This is a genomic window from Antrihabitans cavernicola (assembly GCF_008297975.1).
Taxonomy (GTDB): Bacteria; Actinomycetota; Actinomycetes; order Mycobacteriales; family Mycobacteriaceae; genus Antrihabitans; species Antrihabitans cavernicola.
On sequence record NZ_VLNY01000001.1, the window covers coordinates 650601 to 669910 of the forward strand.

The window sequence follows — 19310 nt, forward strand, 5'->3', positions numbered from 1 at the left end:
GCCTCCAATAGCGAACGTACGTTCTTTATTTGTTCTGAGTCTGCGACCCGGCAGAGTGAGTTGTCAAGAACGGTCGTTCGCTTTTATCCTCCGTGTATGCCCAAGGTCAGTGCCGAACATCGGGCCGCGCGCCGAACACAGATCATCGATGCAGCTCGCCGCCGTTTTGCGGACAACGGTTTCCACATGACGTCGATGGACGATGTGATTTCCGAGTCCGGACTGTCAGCGGGTGCTCTCTACCGCTACTTCCCGAGCAAGGAGTCGCTGATCCTCGCCACCATCGATGAGTCGCTGGAGGCCGTGACGGCACTTGGCCGCCGGGTGATGGACGAATCGGTCGATGCGTCGCCTGGGCAGACCGTCGTAGCCGTCTTGGACCGCGTCGTGTCGTCGATGCTGCTGGGCGATGTCGCCAACACCCGCATCGCGCTCTACGCGTGGACCGAGGCGCAACGTAGTCCCGCCGTACGCGAGGTACTGATCGTGCGATATCTAGCGATTCGACAGGGGCTGCGAAGCGTTGCCGTTCGGTGGCTCGACAGTCGCGGTGAGCCCTACGAATCCGACCGGGCCGATGCTATCGCCAAGACATTGCTTTCCGTGCTGATGGGCTTCCTCGCCCAACGGGCAATCCTCGGCGACGTCACGCAATACGACGTGGGTCAGGGTCTCGACGCAATCGCTCACCGCTGACCTGTCGTAGCCCGCGTGCACAATCAGCCGTATGACCTCGACCACGCTCACCGCCGCCACCCTGGCCCAGAAATGGACCGACCTCTGGAACGGCGAGCTGGACCTCTCCGCGCGGATCCTCACGGACGATTTCGTCATCCGATTCGGCTCTGCTGCTTCGGTTCCCGCCGACGCACTGCGCGGCGGCGCACAGTTCGCGGAGTTCGTCGATAATTTCCGCGCCACCAGGCCGGGCCTGACCTTTACGGTCGACGGCGCCCCGGCAGGCACTCTCGACTCCAGCGGCAACGGCAGGTTCGCGATCTGCTGGTTTGTCGATCTTCCTGAACAGCCGCGCCGCAGTGGCATCGATCTCTTCGACGCTGTCGACGGCCGGATCGTCAGGGTGTGGTCGGTAACCGCCGAACGTGAGTTCGGAGCCGTTTAGTCCTTCGCGGTCGACAAGGCCGATGGCCACCAGATCTTCTTGCCGATGTCATGCGAGAGGGCCGGTACCAGGATGCTGCGAACCAGAATCGTGTCCAGCAGCACGCCGAACGCGACCGCGAAGCCGATCTCGGCAAGGAACACCAGCGGGATCACCGTGAGCACGGCAAAGGTTGCCGCCAGCACGATGCCCGCCGAGGTGATCACGCCGCCGGTCACGGACAGTCCACGTCGAATGCCCTCGCGGGTGCCGAATTCCAGAGACTCCTCGCGCACCCGGGTCATCAGGAAGATGTTGTAGTCGATACCCAGCGCGACCAGGAACACGAACGCGAACAGCGGGAACGACTGGTCGGCGCCCGCGAAGTGGAAGATGTGCTCGAACGCGAACGCGCTGACACCCAGAGTCGCGCCGAAGGACAGCACCACCGACGCGATCAGCAGCACCGGCGCCAGCAGCGACCGGAGCAGCAGCGCAAGCACCACGAAGATCACCGCAAGCACGATCGGAATGATCAGGTTGCGGTCGTGTACGGCGGCCTGCTGCACGTCCAGGGTGGAGGCGGTGCTCCCGCCGATCATCACGTCCGCGTTCGGGATCGCGTGCAAGGCAGATCGCAGCCGCTTCACGGTGTCGATGGCGGCGGGCGAATCGTAGGAGTCCACCAGGTTGGCGTTGACCACGGTACGACCGTCGATCGGCTCCACCTGCAGGGCAGCCGGCGGACACGCAGCAGCCGCAGGAGCACCACCGCCACCTGACTGTCCCGCCAGCGCTGTCACCTTGGCGATGTCGACCTGCACGCAGACCGATCCCGGTTTCTGCGCAACGCCCTCGATACTCGACGCCCTTTTGATCACCTCGTCCGCGGCGGCGGCGTTGGTGACGATGACGGCGGGCGCGCCTGCCCCCTTGTCGAACTTGGCGTCGTAGAGCCGTTGCCCCACAACGGCATCCGGGTTGGTGGTGAAGCTGTCCTGCACGGTGAGACCGCTGGTGTTCAGCATCGTGACGCCCAGGACGCAGAACAGCAGAATGACCGTCGCCCCGATCCACGCGGGCCGACGCCGCCCGACCACCGTGCCCGCGATCCGACCCCACAACCCGTGCGTCGAAATGTCGGATTGATGATCGGTTCGCGGCCGACGCGGCCAGAACACCCAGCGCCCCGCCAACGCGAGCGCCACCGGCAGGAACGTCATCATCACAAGAACGGTGCAGGCGATGCCGATGGCCGCGACCGGACCGAGGCCCTTGTTGGAGTTGAGCTCGGAAAACGTCAGACACAACAGACCTGCGATGACGGTGGCGGCAGACGCGAAAATCGCCGCAGCCGATTCCTTCCACGCGGTGATCATGGCGTCGAATCGGTTGTCGTACTCGTGCAGTTCTTCCCGATACCGAGAGGTCAACAACAGCGCGTAATCGGTTCCCGCGCCGAGCACAAGGACCGACAGAATGCCCTGACTCTGCCCGTTCAACGTGATCACATCGTGTTTGGCGAGGTAGTAGATCACCAGTGACGCGATGCCGAGCGCCAGCACGTCGGCGAGGATCGGGAAGATCCACAACACCGGCGATCGATACACGAACAGCAAGATCACAATCACGACGATCAGCGCCGACCCCAACAGTGCGCCGTCGAGGCCGTTGAACGAATCGATGAACGCCACCAGCAGACCGCCCGGGCCGGCCGGAAGCACCTCGAGCCCGTCGGCAGTCGCCGCTTGACGAGCCGCGTCGACCACGTTCTGCTCGTTCGTCGACAGATCCTGACCGTTGACCGTGACACCGTTGTCCTTGGCGACCAGCGGAACGAAAAGCGATGCCGTAGTGGCGTCGTCGGAGAACTGTGCAGGCAGCAGACCCTGCTTGTCGACGCCCGGAACAGCAGCGACCGCAGCACGGGCCTTCTCGATACGGCCCTTGTCGTCGGCCGTCAGCCCGGAATCACGATGGAAGACAACGAAGCCGGGAATGCTCTCGATCTTCAGGAACTTCGCGGACTCGTCGCTGGCCTTGGTGGACTCCGCGGACCCGGGAAGAAACGATGCGTTGTCGTTCTTCTGAACCTCGCCGAGCTTGCCCTGATAGGAACCACCGAAGCCGCCCGCGAGAAAAGCCATGATGGCGACGGCAATGATGGCGAACACGGGCCACCCACGCGCAACACGCCTGGCCGTCGGCTTCTGCTGGATTTCGGCCTTGTCGCCCATCCGATTCCCCCGGGATTCACACGCACGGTCGTTTCGCCAACAGTATCGACAAGGACCGACAAAAGGGGATGATGAGGAACGATGTCGTGCCGGACGGGCCACTGCGCGTGGTTAGCCAAGACGATGCCAACGGCCTGTGACGGTGCGCACTGGTTAATGATGGGCATCGAAGAACCGATAACGTGAACGCGTCGAAACGGCTGTTCCGGCCCTGAGCCGACGCCGGGCCGATCGACTTCGGCACACCGACGAGAAGGACGACTGCATGGGCGAGGCCACCGGCGCGGAAGTGCCGTCGGCGCGAACCCGCCGTCGACCACGCACTCGACCCGCCGCCGGGAGAAGCGGTGGGACGCTGGCCGCGCTGTTGACCACCGCGGTCGAGCGCAACCCCGATGCCGTCGCGCTGATTTTCGGCAGCACTCGGATCACGTATCGCGAACTGGACGAGCGGTCCTCGCGGATGGCACGGCTGCTGATCACTGCGGGCGCCGGACCAGAATCAGCGATCGCGGTGGCCATCGATCGGTCCGTCGAATCGGTTCTCGCGGTGTGGTCCATCGCCAAGACCGGTGCCGCATTTGTCCCTATCGACCCACATCATCCGCAGTCTTGGATCGAATTCCAGGTTGCAGACGCGGACATAGAACTCGGCGTGACGATCGGCGAAACGGCCGAGTCGCTTCCGGCCTGGGTGCGCTGGCTCGAGATCGATTCGCCCGCGGTGGCGGCCCAACTCGCCAACCTATCGGCAGAGCCGGTCAGCTACGCCGACCGAACCTTCCCATTGCGCGCAGAGAATCCGGCTTACCTCTTCTACACCTCCGGCTCCACCGGCACCCCCCGCGGCGTGGTCGTCACGAATACCGGACTAGCCGCACTTGCAGACGAGGTCAACGACCGCTACGGCGTCACGCCCGAATCGCGGATTCTGCACTCGTCGGCACCCACCTTCGACGCCGCGGTACTCGAGCTGTTGCTCGCCGTCCGCGCAGGCTCCACGCTGGTGATCGCACGGCCGGGGATCGACACCGCAGCCACGATAGCGAGAATGTTGCGGAGAGAGCGTGTCACCCACGCCTTCGCGACGCCGTCAGCGCTTGCGACCCTGTCGCCCGATGAGGTACCGGACGAGCTGCAGGTCCTGATCGTCGGCGGCGAAGTTTGCACACCGGCTCTGCTGGAACGCTGGTCGGCGCCGGGCCGCACGGTTTTCAACGCGTACGGCCCCACCGAAGCGACGGTCGTATCGCACGCAAGCAGCGCACTGGCGGTCGGCGATCCGGTGACCATCGGGCCGCCGATCCGCGGAGTCCAGGCCTACGTGCTCGATGCCCGCATGCACCTGGTGCCGGTCGGTGTGGCAGGCGAGCTGTACCTGGCGGGGCCCGCGGTGGCACGCGGCTATCGGAACGGTTCCACCACCGCGCAGCGCTTCGTCGCAGATCCGTTCGCCGCCGACGGATCGCGCATGTACCGCACCGGCGACCTGGTGCGCGCTGCTGGAACGGACTCGGGCGCTGTCGAATTCGTCGGCCGCACCGACCGACAGATCAAAGTCGACGGCGTTCGGATCGAGGGCGGCGAGATCGATGCCGTCCTCGCCGACCATCCCGATGTTCTGCAGTGCGTGACGGTCGGGCGCGACGGCGAATCGGGCACCACCGAGCTCGTGTCCTACGTGGTTGCCGCGTCCGGTCACATCCCCAGCTACGACGACCTCGCCGAGCACATCGCACACCAACTACCGCGCTACATGGTGCCGACGTCGATCACGACGGTCGACGAGCTCCCACAGACCGATTCGGGCAAGGTGGATGTCGCGGCGCTGAGCGAACCCGCGACCGCCGTTGCGGAGTACCGCGCACCCACCCGATCCACCGAAGAAGTGGTGGCATCGGTCTTCGCCGAGGTACTGCGGCTCGAGCGCGTCGGGGCGGACGACGACTTCTTCGAACTCGGCGGTAACTCTCTGATAGCCACGCACCTGTTGGCGAGGTTGAGCACCGCACTGGACGCGCGCATCCCCACCCGAACGGTATTCGAGAACTCCACGGTTGCCGCGTTGGCGCGCGCGGCGGAGGCGCATCGCGGCGAGGGAGCGAGCCCAGCGCTGGTCGCGCGTCCACGCATGCAGCGCGTCCCCGTGTCGTACGCCCAACGACGGTACTGGTTCCTCAATCAGTTCGACACGTCGTCGGCTGCCGACAACATCCCGGTGGCTCTTCGCCTGACCGGCGATCTGGATGTCGTTGCACTGCAGGCAGCGATCGTCGACGTGGTGACCCGACACGAGAGTCTGCGCACCGTCTACCCGTCGGATCAAGACGGCCCGCACCAGGTGGTGCTCGCACCCGGTCGCGCGGATGTTGCGTTGTCGCCCATCACGATCGACGAAGACGACGTTCTGCCTCGCGTCCTCGAGGTGGCGCTGCACACCTTCGACGTCTCGGTGGAGCCGCCGCTGCGGGTTCGGCTCTTCCGCACTCCGACCGATCACGTCCTTGCATTCGTCGTCCACCACATCTCCGCCGACGGATCGTCCACCGTTCCGTTCGCACGAGATCTGGTGGGCGCGTACAGCGCTCGTGCCCAGCGCCGCTCCCCCGACTGGAGCCCGCTCGAGGTGCAGTACTCCGACTACACACTCTGGCAACGCGCGGTTCTCGGCGCCGATGACGATCCACAGTCGGTAGCTGCTCGCCAGATCGCCTACTGGACACAACAGTTGGCGGGGATGCCCGAGCAACTGGAGTTGCCGACAGATCGCCCGCGCCCCGCAGTGCAGTCGTTCGGCGGCTCGGCAATCGCGTTCACGCTGCAACCGTCGGTGCATCGCGATCTGCTCGCGCTGGGAAAGGCCAACGGCGCAACGCTGTTCATGGTGATGCAGGCCGCGCTCACGGTGCTCCTCGCTCGAACGGCAGGGACGGACGACGTGGCCGTCGGCACACCGATCGCCGGTCGCGGCGAACCGGCACTCGACGATCTGATCGGCATGTTCGTCAACACCCTGGTCTTCCGCACCCGTGTCGACGGCAGCGCCTCGTTCACCGAACTGCTTGCCCAGGTGCGCGAAACCGACCTACAAGGGTTCGCCAACGCGGATGTGCCGTTCGAGCGGCTTGTCGAAGCGATCAACCCGACTCGCTCCGTTGCCCGAAACCCGCTGTTCCAGATCGGCTTTGCGTTCCAGAACTTCTCGACAGCCAAGCTCGAGCTGCCCGGACTGGCCGTAGAGATGGTCGAGTTCGATTCCCGACTGGCAAAGACCGACCTCCATGTCGGCGTCTACGACAACCACGACGCCGATGGAGCGCCCGGCACCATCGAGATCGAATTCGGCTACGTCACAGCACTGTTCGACGAGTCGACGATGCAAGGCCTGGCGCGCCGCTACCAGCAGATCCTGGGTGCGGTCATCGCGCACGCAGAACAACCTGTCGGCGATATTCCGTTGCTGGACGATTCGGAGCGCGCTGCCGTCACCGCGCTGTCCGCCGGACCGGACTGTGTGGTTGCTGCCCACACGCTGGTGGAGTTGTTCGACGCCCAAGTGGCTGCCGATCCCGGTGCGCTCGCTGTCGTCGCAGGAGCCGACCGACTCAGTTACGCCGAGTTCGATGCTCGCGTGAATCAGTTGGCTCGCTACCTGATCTCGGCGGGTGTCGGTCCGGAAACCATTGTCGCACTGTCGATGCGCCGTTCACTCGACCAGCTGGTGACGATGTACGCCATCGTCAAGGCCGGTGGGGCGTATCTGCCGATCGATCCTGACCAACCACAAGATCGCACCGACTACATTCTCGACGCGGCAGATCCGCGGCTGGTGCTGACCGGACTCGACACCCTCGATCTTGCGGGTTTCTCGACAGCGCCGGTGACCGACCGCGATCGGACGATTCCACTCGGCCCCGACCACGCCGCCTACGTGATCTTCACGTCCGGTTCCACCGGAACACCGAAGGGTGTGGTGGTACCGCATCGTGCCATCGTCAACCAGCTCGTCTGGAAGACAACGGAATTCGGATTGAGTGCGGAAGACATCGTCGCGATCAAGACGCCTGCCACCTTCGACCTGTCGGTCTGGGAGTACTGGTCGGCGTTGCTCTCCGGCGGCAGCGTGGTGCTGGCATCGCCGACCGGACACCGTGACGTCGACTATTTGCTGCGCCTGCTCGCAGACCATTCGGTGACCACGCTGCACGTGGTGCCGACGCTGTTGGACGCACTGGAGACGGGGTCCGATGTGGCACTGCCCGCATCGTTGCGCCGCGTGCTGGCGATCGGCGAGGCGCTGCCCAGTGCTGTCGCCGCGAAGTTCCGCGGCTGGAACGATGCCGATCTCTTCAACGTCTACGGTCCGACCGAGGCCGCGGTGTCCATCACCGCACAGCAGGTGACGGCAACGTCCGATGCGGTCGTCCCGATCGGCACGCCCGAGTGGAACAGCCAGGTCTTCGTGCTCGACGAGCGGCTGCACGCGGTCCCCACGGGTGTCGTCGGCGAGATATACCTGGCAGGCGTGCAGCTGGCTCGCGGCTACATCGGACGCGTCGACTTGACGTCGGATCGGTTCGTGGCCAACCCGTTCGGCGCGCCGGGTGCGCGAATGTATCGAACCGGTGATCTCGCGAAATGGCATTCCGGTGCACTCGAGTATCTGGGTCGCACCGACTTCCAGGTGAAGGTCCGTGGCTTCCGCATCGAGCTCGGTGAGGTCGAGGCGGTCCTGGCGGGAAACCCTGCGGTCGCGGCGGCCGTGGCCGTTGCGCAAAAGGATGTCTCGAGCGGCGATCGGCTGATCGCGTACGTGACGACGTTGCCGGGCCAGACCGTCACCACCGGCGCGTTGCAGGACACAGCGCGCGCAGGCCTCCCGTCGTACATGGTGCCCGCGGCGTTTGTGATCCTCGACGAGTTCCCACTCGGGGTGAACGGCAAGGTGGATCGAAAAGCACTGCCGGAGCCGGTCTTCGAGCCGCGGACGTACCGTTCGCCGAGCACACCCATCGAGCAGGTGGTCGCGAACAGCTACGGTGACGTGCTCGGGATCGGGCGCGTCGGTCTCGATGACGACTTCTTCGCGCTCGGTGGGAACTCGTTGATCGCGACCCAGGTGGTGACCCGAATCGGCCGGGCGCTCGACACTCGCGTCACGGTGCGAATGTTGTTCGAGGCGCCCACCGTCGGCTCGCTCGCGGTCCGCGTCGAGCAACATGCCGGGACCGACGGCAGACCGCCCCTGGTGGCGGGGCGACGACCCGACGTGCTACCGCTTTCGCTTGCCCAGCAACGGATGTGGTTTCTCAACAGGTTCGATTCGGGCTCGGCCGCATACAACATGCCCAGTGCTGTCCGGTTGAGCGGCGAGCTGAATCTGCCTGCACTGCAGGCGGCGATCCAAGACGTACTCGCACGCCATGAGTCCTTGCGAACCGTCTACCCGGAGACTCCGGACGGTCCGGTGCAGGTGATCGTACCGATTGCCGAGGCCGAGCTCACGGTGCCCGTGACCACGGTCGCAGAAGACCAGGTGATCCCGCGGGTGGCGGCGTTGGCAGCGACATTGTTCGATGTCACCGCCGAAATACCTCTTCGCGCAGAGATTTTCGCTATATCGGCCACCGATCACGTGCTGGCGGTGGTGATCCACCACATCTCGGCCGATGGCTCGTCGGTCGGACCACTGACCCGCGACATCATGCTCGCGTACACCGCGCGATCGATCGACGAGGCACCCACCTGGGCGCCGCTGCCCGTCCAGTATGCCGACTTCGCTCTCTGGCAGCGCCGCGTCCTCGGCGCGGACGACGACCCGGGATCGCTGACGTCGCAACAAATTGCCTACTGGAGCGACGCTCTGGCCGACTTGCCTGCGCAGATCGAGCTACCCATCGACAGACCGCGCCCTGCCACCGCGTCCTTTGCCGGCAACACCGAAAACGTCACGATCGACGACTCCACCCATAGGGCTCTGGTCGACCTCGCACGTGAGCGTGGCGTGACGCTGTTCATGGTGATACACACCGCATTTGCGGTGTTGATCGCCCGGCTGTCCGGTTCGGACGACATCGCGATCGGCACCCCCATCGCCGGTCGTGGCGAGCGCGAACTCGACGATCTGATCGGCATGTTCGTCAACACGCTCGTGCTTCGGACCCAACTCGATCGTGGCGCCCCGTTCATCGACGTGCTCGACCGGCAGCGCGATGTGAACCTCAATGCCTATGCCAATGCGGATATTCCGTTCGAGCAACTGGTCGAGGTACTCAATCCCGATCGCTCGACCGCCGCCCACCCCCTGTTTCAGGTCGGCCTCTCGTTCCAGAACCTGGCACCGGTGACGCTCGAGCTGCCCGGTCTGACCATCGGCGGCATTCCGATCGAGACCACTGTGTCGCAGTTCGACCTGCAACTCACCGTCGCCGACCGATACGACGACGACGGTGAGCCCGCCGGCATCGCGACCGTGTTCACGTATGCAACCGATCTTTTCGATGCCGCGACGGTCGCGGATATCGCTGCGCGGTTCCATCGGCTGCTGCGCTCGGTTGCCGCCGAGCCGAAGGAGCGGGTCGGTGAACTGGACATCGCCATCGCCGAAGACATCGGCGCGGCTGCGGCGTTCGACGACACCGAGCGCGCTGTCGACGGCGCTGCGACCCTGCCCGCGATGTTCGACGCACAGGTCGCTGCATCTCCGGACGCTGTGGCCGTCGTCGCGGACCACGAGTGGCTGTCGTACCGCGCCGTAGACTCACGCGCAAATCGCCTGGCGCGGTGGCTGATCCGCAAGGGCGTAGGCCCTGACGTGACAGTCGCACTCGCGATCGAGAGGTCCATCGATCTCGTCGTCGCAGTCCATGCCGTAGCCAAGGCGGGCGGGACCTACCTCCCCATCGATCCCGATCATCCGGCGGATCGGATCGACTACATTCTCTCCGTTGCACGCCCGAGTGTGGTGCTGGCGTCGTCGGCGACGGTTCTCGACGGGCGGGTGGGCGAGCGCGTCGACCTCGACACGCTCGATCTGTCGGAATTCGACGATGCCCCTGTCACGGACGCCGAGCGAGCCGGCACGCTGAACGCAGCTACCACCGCATATCTGATCTTCACGTCGGGCTCGACAGGGCGACCCAAGGGTGTTGCGATCAGTTACGGCGCTATCGCCAACCAGCTTTCCTGGCACCGAACAGAATTCGGGATGAGCACGACGGACGTCGGCGTGCTCAAGACCTCCGCGACCTTCGACCTGTCGATCTGGGAGTTGTGGTCTTCGCTGATCAGCGGTGGTCGACTTGTCGTCGCGGCACCGGACCGTCAGGGCGATCCGCACTACCTCGACACCCTGATGCGCGAGCACGACGTGAGCGTGTTGCACGTGGTTCCGTCCATGCTCGACGCGATGCTGGCCGACGCAGGCGGGGTGCTCGCGCCGTCGCTGCGTGCGGTGCTCACGGGCGGTGAACCGCTTGGGCCTGCGACCGCCCGGACGTTCCTCGACGGGAACGCCGTGGAGTTGTTCAACGTGTACGGCCCTACCGAGACGGCGATCTCGGCAACCTGGCATCGGGTGCGCACCGATATCGTCGGCTCGGTCCCGATCGGCGCACCTGTGTGGAATACCCAAGTCTGGGTGCTGGATTCGCGGTTGCGTCGCGTGCCTGTCGGCGTCACCGGCGAGGTGTACATCGGCGGCGTTCAGCTTGCTCGCGGCTACGCGCATCGAGCCGGTCTCACCGCCGAACGGTTCGTGGCGAATCCGTTCGGGCCACCGGGCACCCGGATGTATCGAAGCGGCGATCTCGCAGCACAGCGCAACGGCGTCCTCGAGTACCGCGGTCGATCCGACCTGCAGGTGAAGGTGCGCGGCTTCCGCATCGAATTGGGCGAGATCGAATCTGTCCTGACCGCTTTGCCGTCGGTGTCACGGGCAGCGGTGATCGCCCGCGCCGACGCATACGGCGACCAGTATCTGGCGGCCTATGTCGTTGCGGCGCAGGGCAGCACCGCCACCACCGACGATCTGCGGAAGACGCTCCGAGCAACGCTCCCCGCCTACATGGTGCCGAACGCGGTACTGATGCTGGATGCGCTGCCGTTCACCAGCAGCGGCAAGCTCGACCGAAAGGCGTTGCCGGAGCCGCAGATCGAGCTGAAGACGTTCCGGTCGCCGACCAACCCGGTGGAGGAGATCGTCGCAGACGTCTACCGTTCGGTGCTCGATCTCGACCGAGTGGGACTCGACGACGACTTCTTCGATCTCGGCGGCAACTCGTTGGTCGCGACACGGGTGGTTGCCCGTATCGGCCACGCACTCGACACCGTCGTCTCGGTTCGCACGCTCTTCGAGGCTCCCACGGTTGCGGCACTGGCCGCGCGGGTGGAAAGCCATGCCGGTGCCGGCGGCACGATCCCGCTCACAGCTGGGCGCCGACCCGAATACATACCGCTGTCGCTTGCTCAACAACGCATGTGGTTTCTGAATCGTTTCGACACCGCATCGGCCGCGTACACCGTGCCCATCGCGGTGCGGTTGACCGGCGACCTCGACGTTGCCGCGTTGCGCGCGGCAATCCACGACGTGATCGTCCGACACGAGGTGCTTCGCACCGTCTACCCGGAGCGATCAGGGGGTCCGGTTCAGCAGATCGAGTCGGTCGACCAGGCGTGTGCCCCGCTGCCACTGACGCCGACTGGTGCGGACGAGATCCAGTCGCGCATCCGTGCGATGACGTCGTCGGGCTTCGACGTGACCACCGAAATACCCTTGCGCGCCGAACTGTTCGAGATCTCCAGCACCGATCACGTACTGGCCGTGGCCGTTCACCACATCGCGGCCGACGGTTCGTCGATCGGCCCGCTGACGCGCGACCTCATGCTCGCGTACGCGGCCCGCGTTGCGGAACACGCCCCCGACTGGACTCCGCTGCCGGTCCAGTACGCCGATTACGCTCTCTGGCAGCGTCGCGTGCTCGGCTCGGCCGACGATCCGGCGTCGTTGATGTCCCGGCAACTCGCGTTTTGGACGAAGTCGCTCGCGGACCTGCCGCGTCTGCTCGAGCTACCGATGGACAATCCGCGGCCCGCCGTGCAGTCGACCGCCGGCAGCGCTATCGACCTGCATATAGCTGCGGACACCCACCAGGCCCTCGTCGACCTCGCCCGCAGCAGCGGGGCAACGCTGTTCATGGTGATGCATACCGCGCTCGCGGTGCTGCTTGCCAAGCTGTCCGGTACCGACGACATTGCGATCGGGACGCCTATCGCAGGCCGGGGGGAACGCGAACTCGACGATCTGATCGGCATGTTCGTCAACACTCTCGTGCTTCGAACCCACGTCGACGGAAACGCGTCGTTCGTCGACCTGCTCGCCCGCCAACGCGAGATCGACCTGCTCGCATTCTCTAACGCGCACATACCGTTCGAGCAATTGGTGGAGGTGATCGACCCCGACCGATCGGCGGCGGCCAATCCCCTCTTCCAGGTCGCACTGGCGTTCCAGAACCTTGGGCACACCACCCTCGGACTGCCGGGTCTGACGGTTGCCGCTGTCCCGTTCGACACCCAGGTCTCCCAATTCGATCTGTTGCTGACGCTGACCGATCAGTATTCCGAGGACGGCGTTCCAGCGGGCATAGCCGGCGTATTGGGTTACGCAACGGACCTTTTCGAACGCCGGACCGTGCAGGAGTTCACCGCCTACTTCGGCAGGCTGCTGGCATCGCTGGTCGCCGACCCACGCCTGCCGGTCGGCGACGTCACACTCGCACCGATCGCCGATCAGCTGCCACAGCGCAGTGCGGAGCCTGCGGTACTCCCGGCCGCACTGCTCGATGCTCGAGTTGCTGCGAGCCCGGACGCGACCGCGATTCGCATGGCATCGGAGACGCTGACGTACCGCGAATTCGACTCGCGGGCAAACACGCTCGCCCGACGACTGATCGCACGCGGGGTGGGCCCGGAGAGCTTGGTCGCTGTGGCGCTGCACCGCTCGATCGAGCTGGTGGTGGCGATCCATGCCATCGCGAAGACCGGCGGCGCGTACGTCCCGATCGATCCCGACCATCCCGCCGACCGCTCCGCGTATGTGCTGACCACCGCGCAACCGGCGCTGATACTGACCACCACCTCGGTGAGGAACGTTCGCGACACGTCGTTCGATCTGATCGATCTCGACGAGCCGCCGCTAGACGATGTCGACGACACACCGGTCACCGACGGCGATCGGCTCGGCATCCTTCGCCCGGGCAACACCGCGTACGTCCTTTTCACCTCCGGCTCCACCGGGCGCCCCAAGGGTGTCGCGGTGAGCCATGGCGCTGTCGGGCGCCAGTTGGTCTGGCACACAAACGAGTTCGCAGCCACCGCCGAGGATGTCGGATTGTTCAAGACATCGCCGACGTTCGATCTGTCCGTGTGGGAACTGTGGTCGTCGTTGATCACCGGCGGCACCCTCGTCATTGCCGCGCCGGACGGTCAGCGCGATCCCCGCTATCTCGACAACCTGATGCGCGATACGGGCATCACGGTGTTGCACGTGGTCCCGTCGATGCTCGACGCACTGCTGACCGAGAGCGGCGGCGTACTCGCGCCCTCCCTGCGGACGGTGGTGACTGCAGGCGAAACATTCCCTGCCACAACTGTTAGCGCCTTCCTAGCAGGCAATGCGGCCGCGCTGTACAACGTCTACGGCCCCACCGAGGCCGCGGTGTCGGCGACAGCGCACCGGGTCGCGTCGGTGGGTTCGGGCGCGGTGCCGATCGGATATGCCGAACGCTACGTCACCGTGCACGTGCTCGACCGCCGGTTGCATCCGGTTCCGCCGGGTGTGGCAGGCGAAATCTATCTGTCCGGTGAGCAGTTGGCGCGGGGCTATCACGCCCGACCGGAACTGACCGCAGATCGTTTCGTGGCCAGCCCATTCGGCCCTGCGGGATCCCGGCTCTATCGCACCGGTGACGTTGCGGTACAACGCGACGGCCTGCTCGAGTATCGGGGTCGCTCCGACTTCCAGGTGAAGGTCCGCGGCTTCCGTATCGAGCCGGGTGAGGTGGAGGCCGCCCTCGTCGCACATCCATCGGTGGGGCAGGCCGTCGTGGTAGCTCGCACCGATCCGCACGGTGACGCTCGACTGGCCGGCTACGTCGTTCCCGCACTATCGAGGTTCGTCGACACCGACCGCGTCCGTCAGGACGTCGCTACGGCGCTGCCGCCGTACATGGTGCCGTCGTCGTTGACGGTGCTGTCCGCACTGCCCCGCACCACCAGCGGCAAGGTGGATCGAAAGTCGTTGCCGGAACCGGTCTTCGAAGTTCGGTCCTTCCGCGCGCCGACCAATCCGATCGAGGAGACGGTGGCTTCGGTATTCGGCGAACTGTTGGGTATCGACCGGGTCGGTTTGGACGACGACTTCTTCGCCTTGGGCGGCAACTCGTTGTCTGCCACGCGAGCGGTGTCGCGAATCGGTGCCGCACTCGACACCACCGTGGCAGTGCGCACGTTGTTCGAGGCATCCACTGTCGCGACTCTCGCTGCGCGCGTTGGCAAACCGAATGGCGAGCAACGGCCCGCACTCGTGGGCGGTGCCCGGACCGAGCCCATTCCGCTGTCGCTCGCGCAGCAGCGGCTGTGGATTCTCAATCAGTTCGACACGGCGTCCACCGCGTACAACGTGCCGGTGGCGCTGCGGCTGCACGGCAGGCTTAACGTGGCGGCTCTGACCGCTGCCATCCACGACGTGATCGCGCGTCACGAGGTGCTTCGCACCTATTACCCGGAAACCACCGACGGTCCGGCGCAGGTCATCGAGTCGGCAAGCGCCGTCGGCACCGACATCCCCGTCATCGATGTCGACGAGTCCGAAATCGCCGACCGTGTACGAGGTTTCATCGGAACCACGTTCGACGTCGCCGCGGAGGTTCCACTCCGTATCGCCGTCTATCGCATCCGCGCGGACGACTACGTGCTCGCACTGGTGACGCATCACATCGCTGCCGACGGTTCCTCCATCGCGCCGATGACCCGTGACGTCATGCTTGCCTACGGGGCGCGGATCGCGGACGCCGCACCGGGATGGACGCCGTTGGCGGTCCAGTACGCCGACTTCACCCTGTGGCAGCGGACGGTGCTCGGGTCCGACGACGATCCGGAATCGCTGGCAGCTCAGCAGATCTCCTACTGGCAGTCCGCGCTGGCAGGCCTGCCGGACGAGCTGAACCTGCCCTACGACCGGCCACGCCCGGCCATGCAGTCGTTTGCGGGCGAGCACATCGATTTCCGGATCGGAGCCGACACCCATCGCGCGCTGTCTGCGGTCGCACGCGGCAACGGTGCAACGCTGTTCATGGTGATGCACACCGCGCTCGCCGTTCTGCTTGCTCGGACGTCCAGCAGCGACGACATCGCGATCGGTACTCCGGTCGCGGGTCGCGGTGACCGTGCCCTCGACGACCTGATCGGCATGTTCGTCAACACCCTCGTACTGCGGAGCACGGTCGATGTCAACGAGTCGTTCACCGACCTGCTCGCGCGTCAACGCGAGACCGCGCTCGAGGCATTCACCAACGCGGACATACCGTTCGAGCGGTTGGTCGAGGTGCTCAATCCGGTCCGATCGACCGGCCGCCACCCGCTCTTCCAGGTCGGTATGGCATTCCAGAATCTGGAGCACTCGTCACTCGAACTGCCAGATCTGACCCTGACGAGCTTCGACTTCGACGCCGGCATCGCCAAGTACGACCTCGATCTCACCCTGACCGATCACTACGGTGCCGACGGCGAACCGCTGGGCATCACCGGCGCTCTCACCTACGCCACCGACCTGTTCGACGAGTCGACCGCCCAATCGCTGATACACCGATTCGAGCGCATCGCAGACTCCGTTGCAGCACAACCGGGCTCCGCTGTCGGTGACATCGATCTCGTCGCAGCCAACGAGCGCGCCGTATCGGCAAGGCGCAACACCACCGATCACGACGGGTTCGGATGGGACCTCACCATCGCATTCGCGGCACAGGTGGCGAAGACGCCCGACGCCGTTGCGGTGATCGCCGACGACACGCGCATGACCTACGCAGAGCTGGATACCCGAGCAAATCGGTTGGCGCGCTGGCTGATCGACCACGGTATCGGCGGCGAGCGCGCCGTCGCTGTTGCAATCCGAAGAACGGGAGATCTGGTGGTGGCGTTGCACGCCGTCGCCAAGGCCGGCGGCATCTACGTGCCTGTCGATCCCGACCATCCCGAGGACCGGATCCGCTACGTCCTCGACATCGTTGCGCCCGACGTCGTGCTGACCGTCTCCGACGTCGGTTTCACCACCACGGCCGCAACAGCCATCGACACCCTCGACCTCTCGTCGTATTCGGCGCAACCCGTGGTGGATTCGGAGTTGTCGGCACCGCGCCTGCCGAGCAACGCCGCTTACATCACGTTCACCTCTGGATCGACCGGGCGGCCCAAGGGCGTGACCAATACCTTCGAGGGGATCGCAACGCACAGCGCGTGGATGCAGGCGGAGTACGCATTCGGTGCGGACGACGTGTACCTGCAGAAGACCGCACCCACCTTCGACGTCTCCCTGTGGGGCTACTGGCTGCCGCTGCTCACCGGTTCCCATGTGGTGCTGGCGAAACCGGACGGCCACCTCGACCCGGCGTACATCGCAGCGCAGATCGCGGACCACTCGGTGACGATCACCGACTTCGTGCCGTCACCGCTGTCGGTCTTCGTGGAGGTCGCGACGGCCGAACAACTCGTGTCGTTGCGCGATGTCATCGTCATCGGCGAGATCCTGTCCCCTGCGCTGGTCCGCGCGTTTGCCGAGTTGTCGAGCGCGCGCGTGCACAACCTGTACGGTCCCACCGAGGCGGCGATCGCCACCACCGCCCACACCGTCACGGGTGCCGAGCCAGGCCCGATCCCCATCGGCTTGCCCATGTGGAATACCCAGGTGTACGTGCTGGATTCGCGCCTGCGGCAGGTTCCCGACGGCGTGTCGGGCGAGCTGTATCTGGGTGGTCTTCAGTTGGCCCGCGGCTATCGCAATCGCCCCGATCTGACCGCGGACCGGTTCATCGCGAACCCCCTCGGTACCTCCGGCAGCAGGCTCTACCGCACCGGCGACGAAGTCCGCTGGGTCGGTGGCGAACTCGACTACATCGGGCGCACCGATCAGCAGGTGAAACTGCGCGGGCAACGCATCGAGTTGGGCGAGATCGCCGCGGCGTTGAAGCTCGACCCGACGGTGCGCCACGCGGCAGCCAACGTCTTCACCACCGGCACCGATCAACACCTGATCGGCTATGTGACCGCATGCGACGGTGCCGTCGTCGACACCGATGTGGTGCGCGATCGCATGCGACTCACTTTGCCGCATTACATGATCCCCGCTCAGGTGATCCTCCTCGATGCCTTGCCCGCCACGTCGACCGGAAAGTTGGATCGCAAAGCGTTGCCCGATCCGCTCTTCACCGCTGCCGCGTTCCGTGCTCCGAGCACGCGCGAGCAAAAGATCGTGGCCGAGGCTTTCGCCGATGTCCTCGGCATCGACCGAGTCGGAGTCGACGACGACTTCTTCGAGCTCGGCGGCACGTCGTTGTTGGCGTTCACGTTGCGCAGCGAGCTGTCGGCGAGATTGGGTGTCGATGTGCCGGCCGCGGTGATTCTGCGATCGCCGTCGGTGCGGCGGCTCGCCGATCTAGGCAGCGCCGTTGATCCAGGCAGCACCGTTGATCTAGGCAGCACCGACGAGGCAGCCGAATCCGACGTGGACCGGATGATCGCCGACTCGCACCTGACCATCGACTTGACCGGCGTAGCACCGGCCCGAGTCGGACCGCCGCGGCACGTATTGCTCACCGGTGCAACGGGATTCCTCGGCGCATACCTGCTACGCGCGCTGCTGGACGCCACCGACGCAGACGTGTGGTGCCTGGTCCGTGCGGACGACGTCGAGTCGGCGCGACGACGCATCCGCGAGAATCTCGAAACCTACGCCCTGTGGGATCACGCGCTCGAGCACCGAATCGTCTTGCTACCGGGCGATCTCGCCGCGGCGTCGCTGGGACTCTCGGACGCCGAGTTCGGCCGAGTTGCCGAAGAGGTCGATCTGATCGTCCACAACGGTGCCCGGGTGAACCACCTGGACCCGTACGAGCGGCTTCGAGCGGCGAACGTCGCAGGCACCGTGGAGGTGTTGCGGCTCGCGGCGACGACAAGGATCAAACCTGTCCATTTCGTGTCGACCAGCTCCGCAGCCGTTCGCGCGGACCAGGCGGCGTCCGACATCGTCACGGAAACAACGGAACTCGCCGCCGATGCCGTTGCCGCCAACGGCTACGTCCAGAGCAAGTGGGTCGGCGAGCAACTCGTTCGTAGCGCGGGGACTCGCGGTCTCCCGGTCGCCATACACCGACCAGGTCTGATCTCCGGCGATCGTCGCAGCGGTGTGATGAGCGCCGACGATTCGTTCTGGAATATGATCCGCGCCGTTGCCATTCTCGGTATGGCTCCCGATGTCGGCAGTGCGGCAATCGAATTGGTGCCCGTCGACTATGTCGCACGGGCAATCGTCGAGATTGCGAGCCTGCCGAGGGACGAGCTGGTGTATCACCTGGTGAACACGCGACCCGTCCCGGTCGAGGACATCTTCGCGGTACTCGCGACCCGCGGACTGCCGATCCACACAGCCACCCTGGATGAGGTCGGTGCTGCTCTGGCTCGCGAGGCCGAGCTCCGCAACGCCGAGGGCGACGACTCGCTCGTGCGCGCGGCGTTGCTGAGCGGCAACTACGCCGCCGAACGGACCGCGCTGCAGTGGGACGACGCGCATACCCGATCCGCCCTGGCAGGCACGGACATCGAATGCCCTGTCGTCGACAAATCGCTCATCGAGATCTACATCGACGCGTTCGTCGAATCCGGTTTCCTACCTGGGCCTTCCGGCGATCGTTCGCGTTGACGTT

General features: G+C 65.4%; 4 protein-coding genes. 3 read left to right on the forward strand and 1 reads right to left on the reverse strand.

What is annotated here, in order from left to right:
• The first annotated feature begins 96 nt into the window (after nucleotides 1–96).
• Nucleotides 97–696 carry a TetR/AcrR family transcriptional regulator gene (locus FOY51_RS03160; protein WP_187776151.1) on the forward strand — a complete coding sequence of 200 codons (600 nt, stop codon included), beginning with the start codon at nucleotides 97–99 and terminating at the stop codon, nucleotides 694–696.
• 31 nt (nucleotides 697–727) lie between these two features.
• Nucleotides 728–1123, forward strand: a complete 396-nt coding sequence (locus tag FOY51_RS03165) for a nuclear transport factor 2 family protein (protein ID WP_149428709.1) — start codon at nucleotides 728–730, stop codon at nucleotides 1121–1123.
• Here the strand turns inward: FOY51_RS03165 and FOY51_RS03170 are convergent.
• Nucleotides 1120–3339 carry an MMPL family transporter gene (locus FOY51_RS03170; RefSeq protein WP_149428710.1) on the reverse strand — a complete coding sequence of 740 codons (2220 nt, stop codon included), beginning with the start codon at nucleotides 3337–3339 and terminating at the stop codon, nucleotides 1120–1122. The two genes, FOY51_RS03165 and FOY51_RS03170, sit on opposite strands and share 4 nt — an antisense overlap.
• Before the next feature lie 265 nt (nucleotides 3340–3604).
• On the opposite strand from FOY51_RS03170, the gene FOY51_RS03175 reads away from it, so the two are divergent.
• On the forward strand, nucleotides 3605–19306 hold the full coding sequence (locus FOY51_RS03175; protein WP_149428711.1) for a non-ribosomal peptide synthetase: 15702 nt from the start codon (nucleotides 3605–3607) through the stop codon (nucleotides 19304–19306).
• Nucleotides 19307–19310 lie beyond the last annotated feature (4 nt).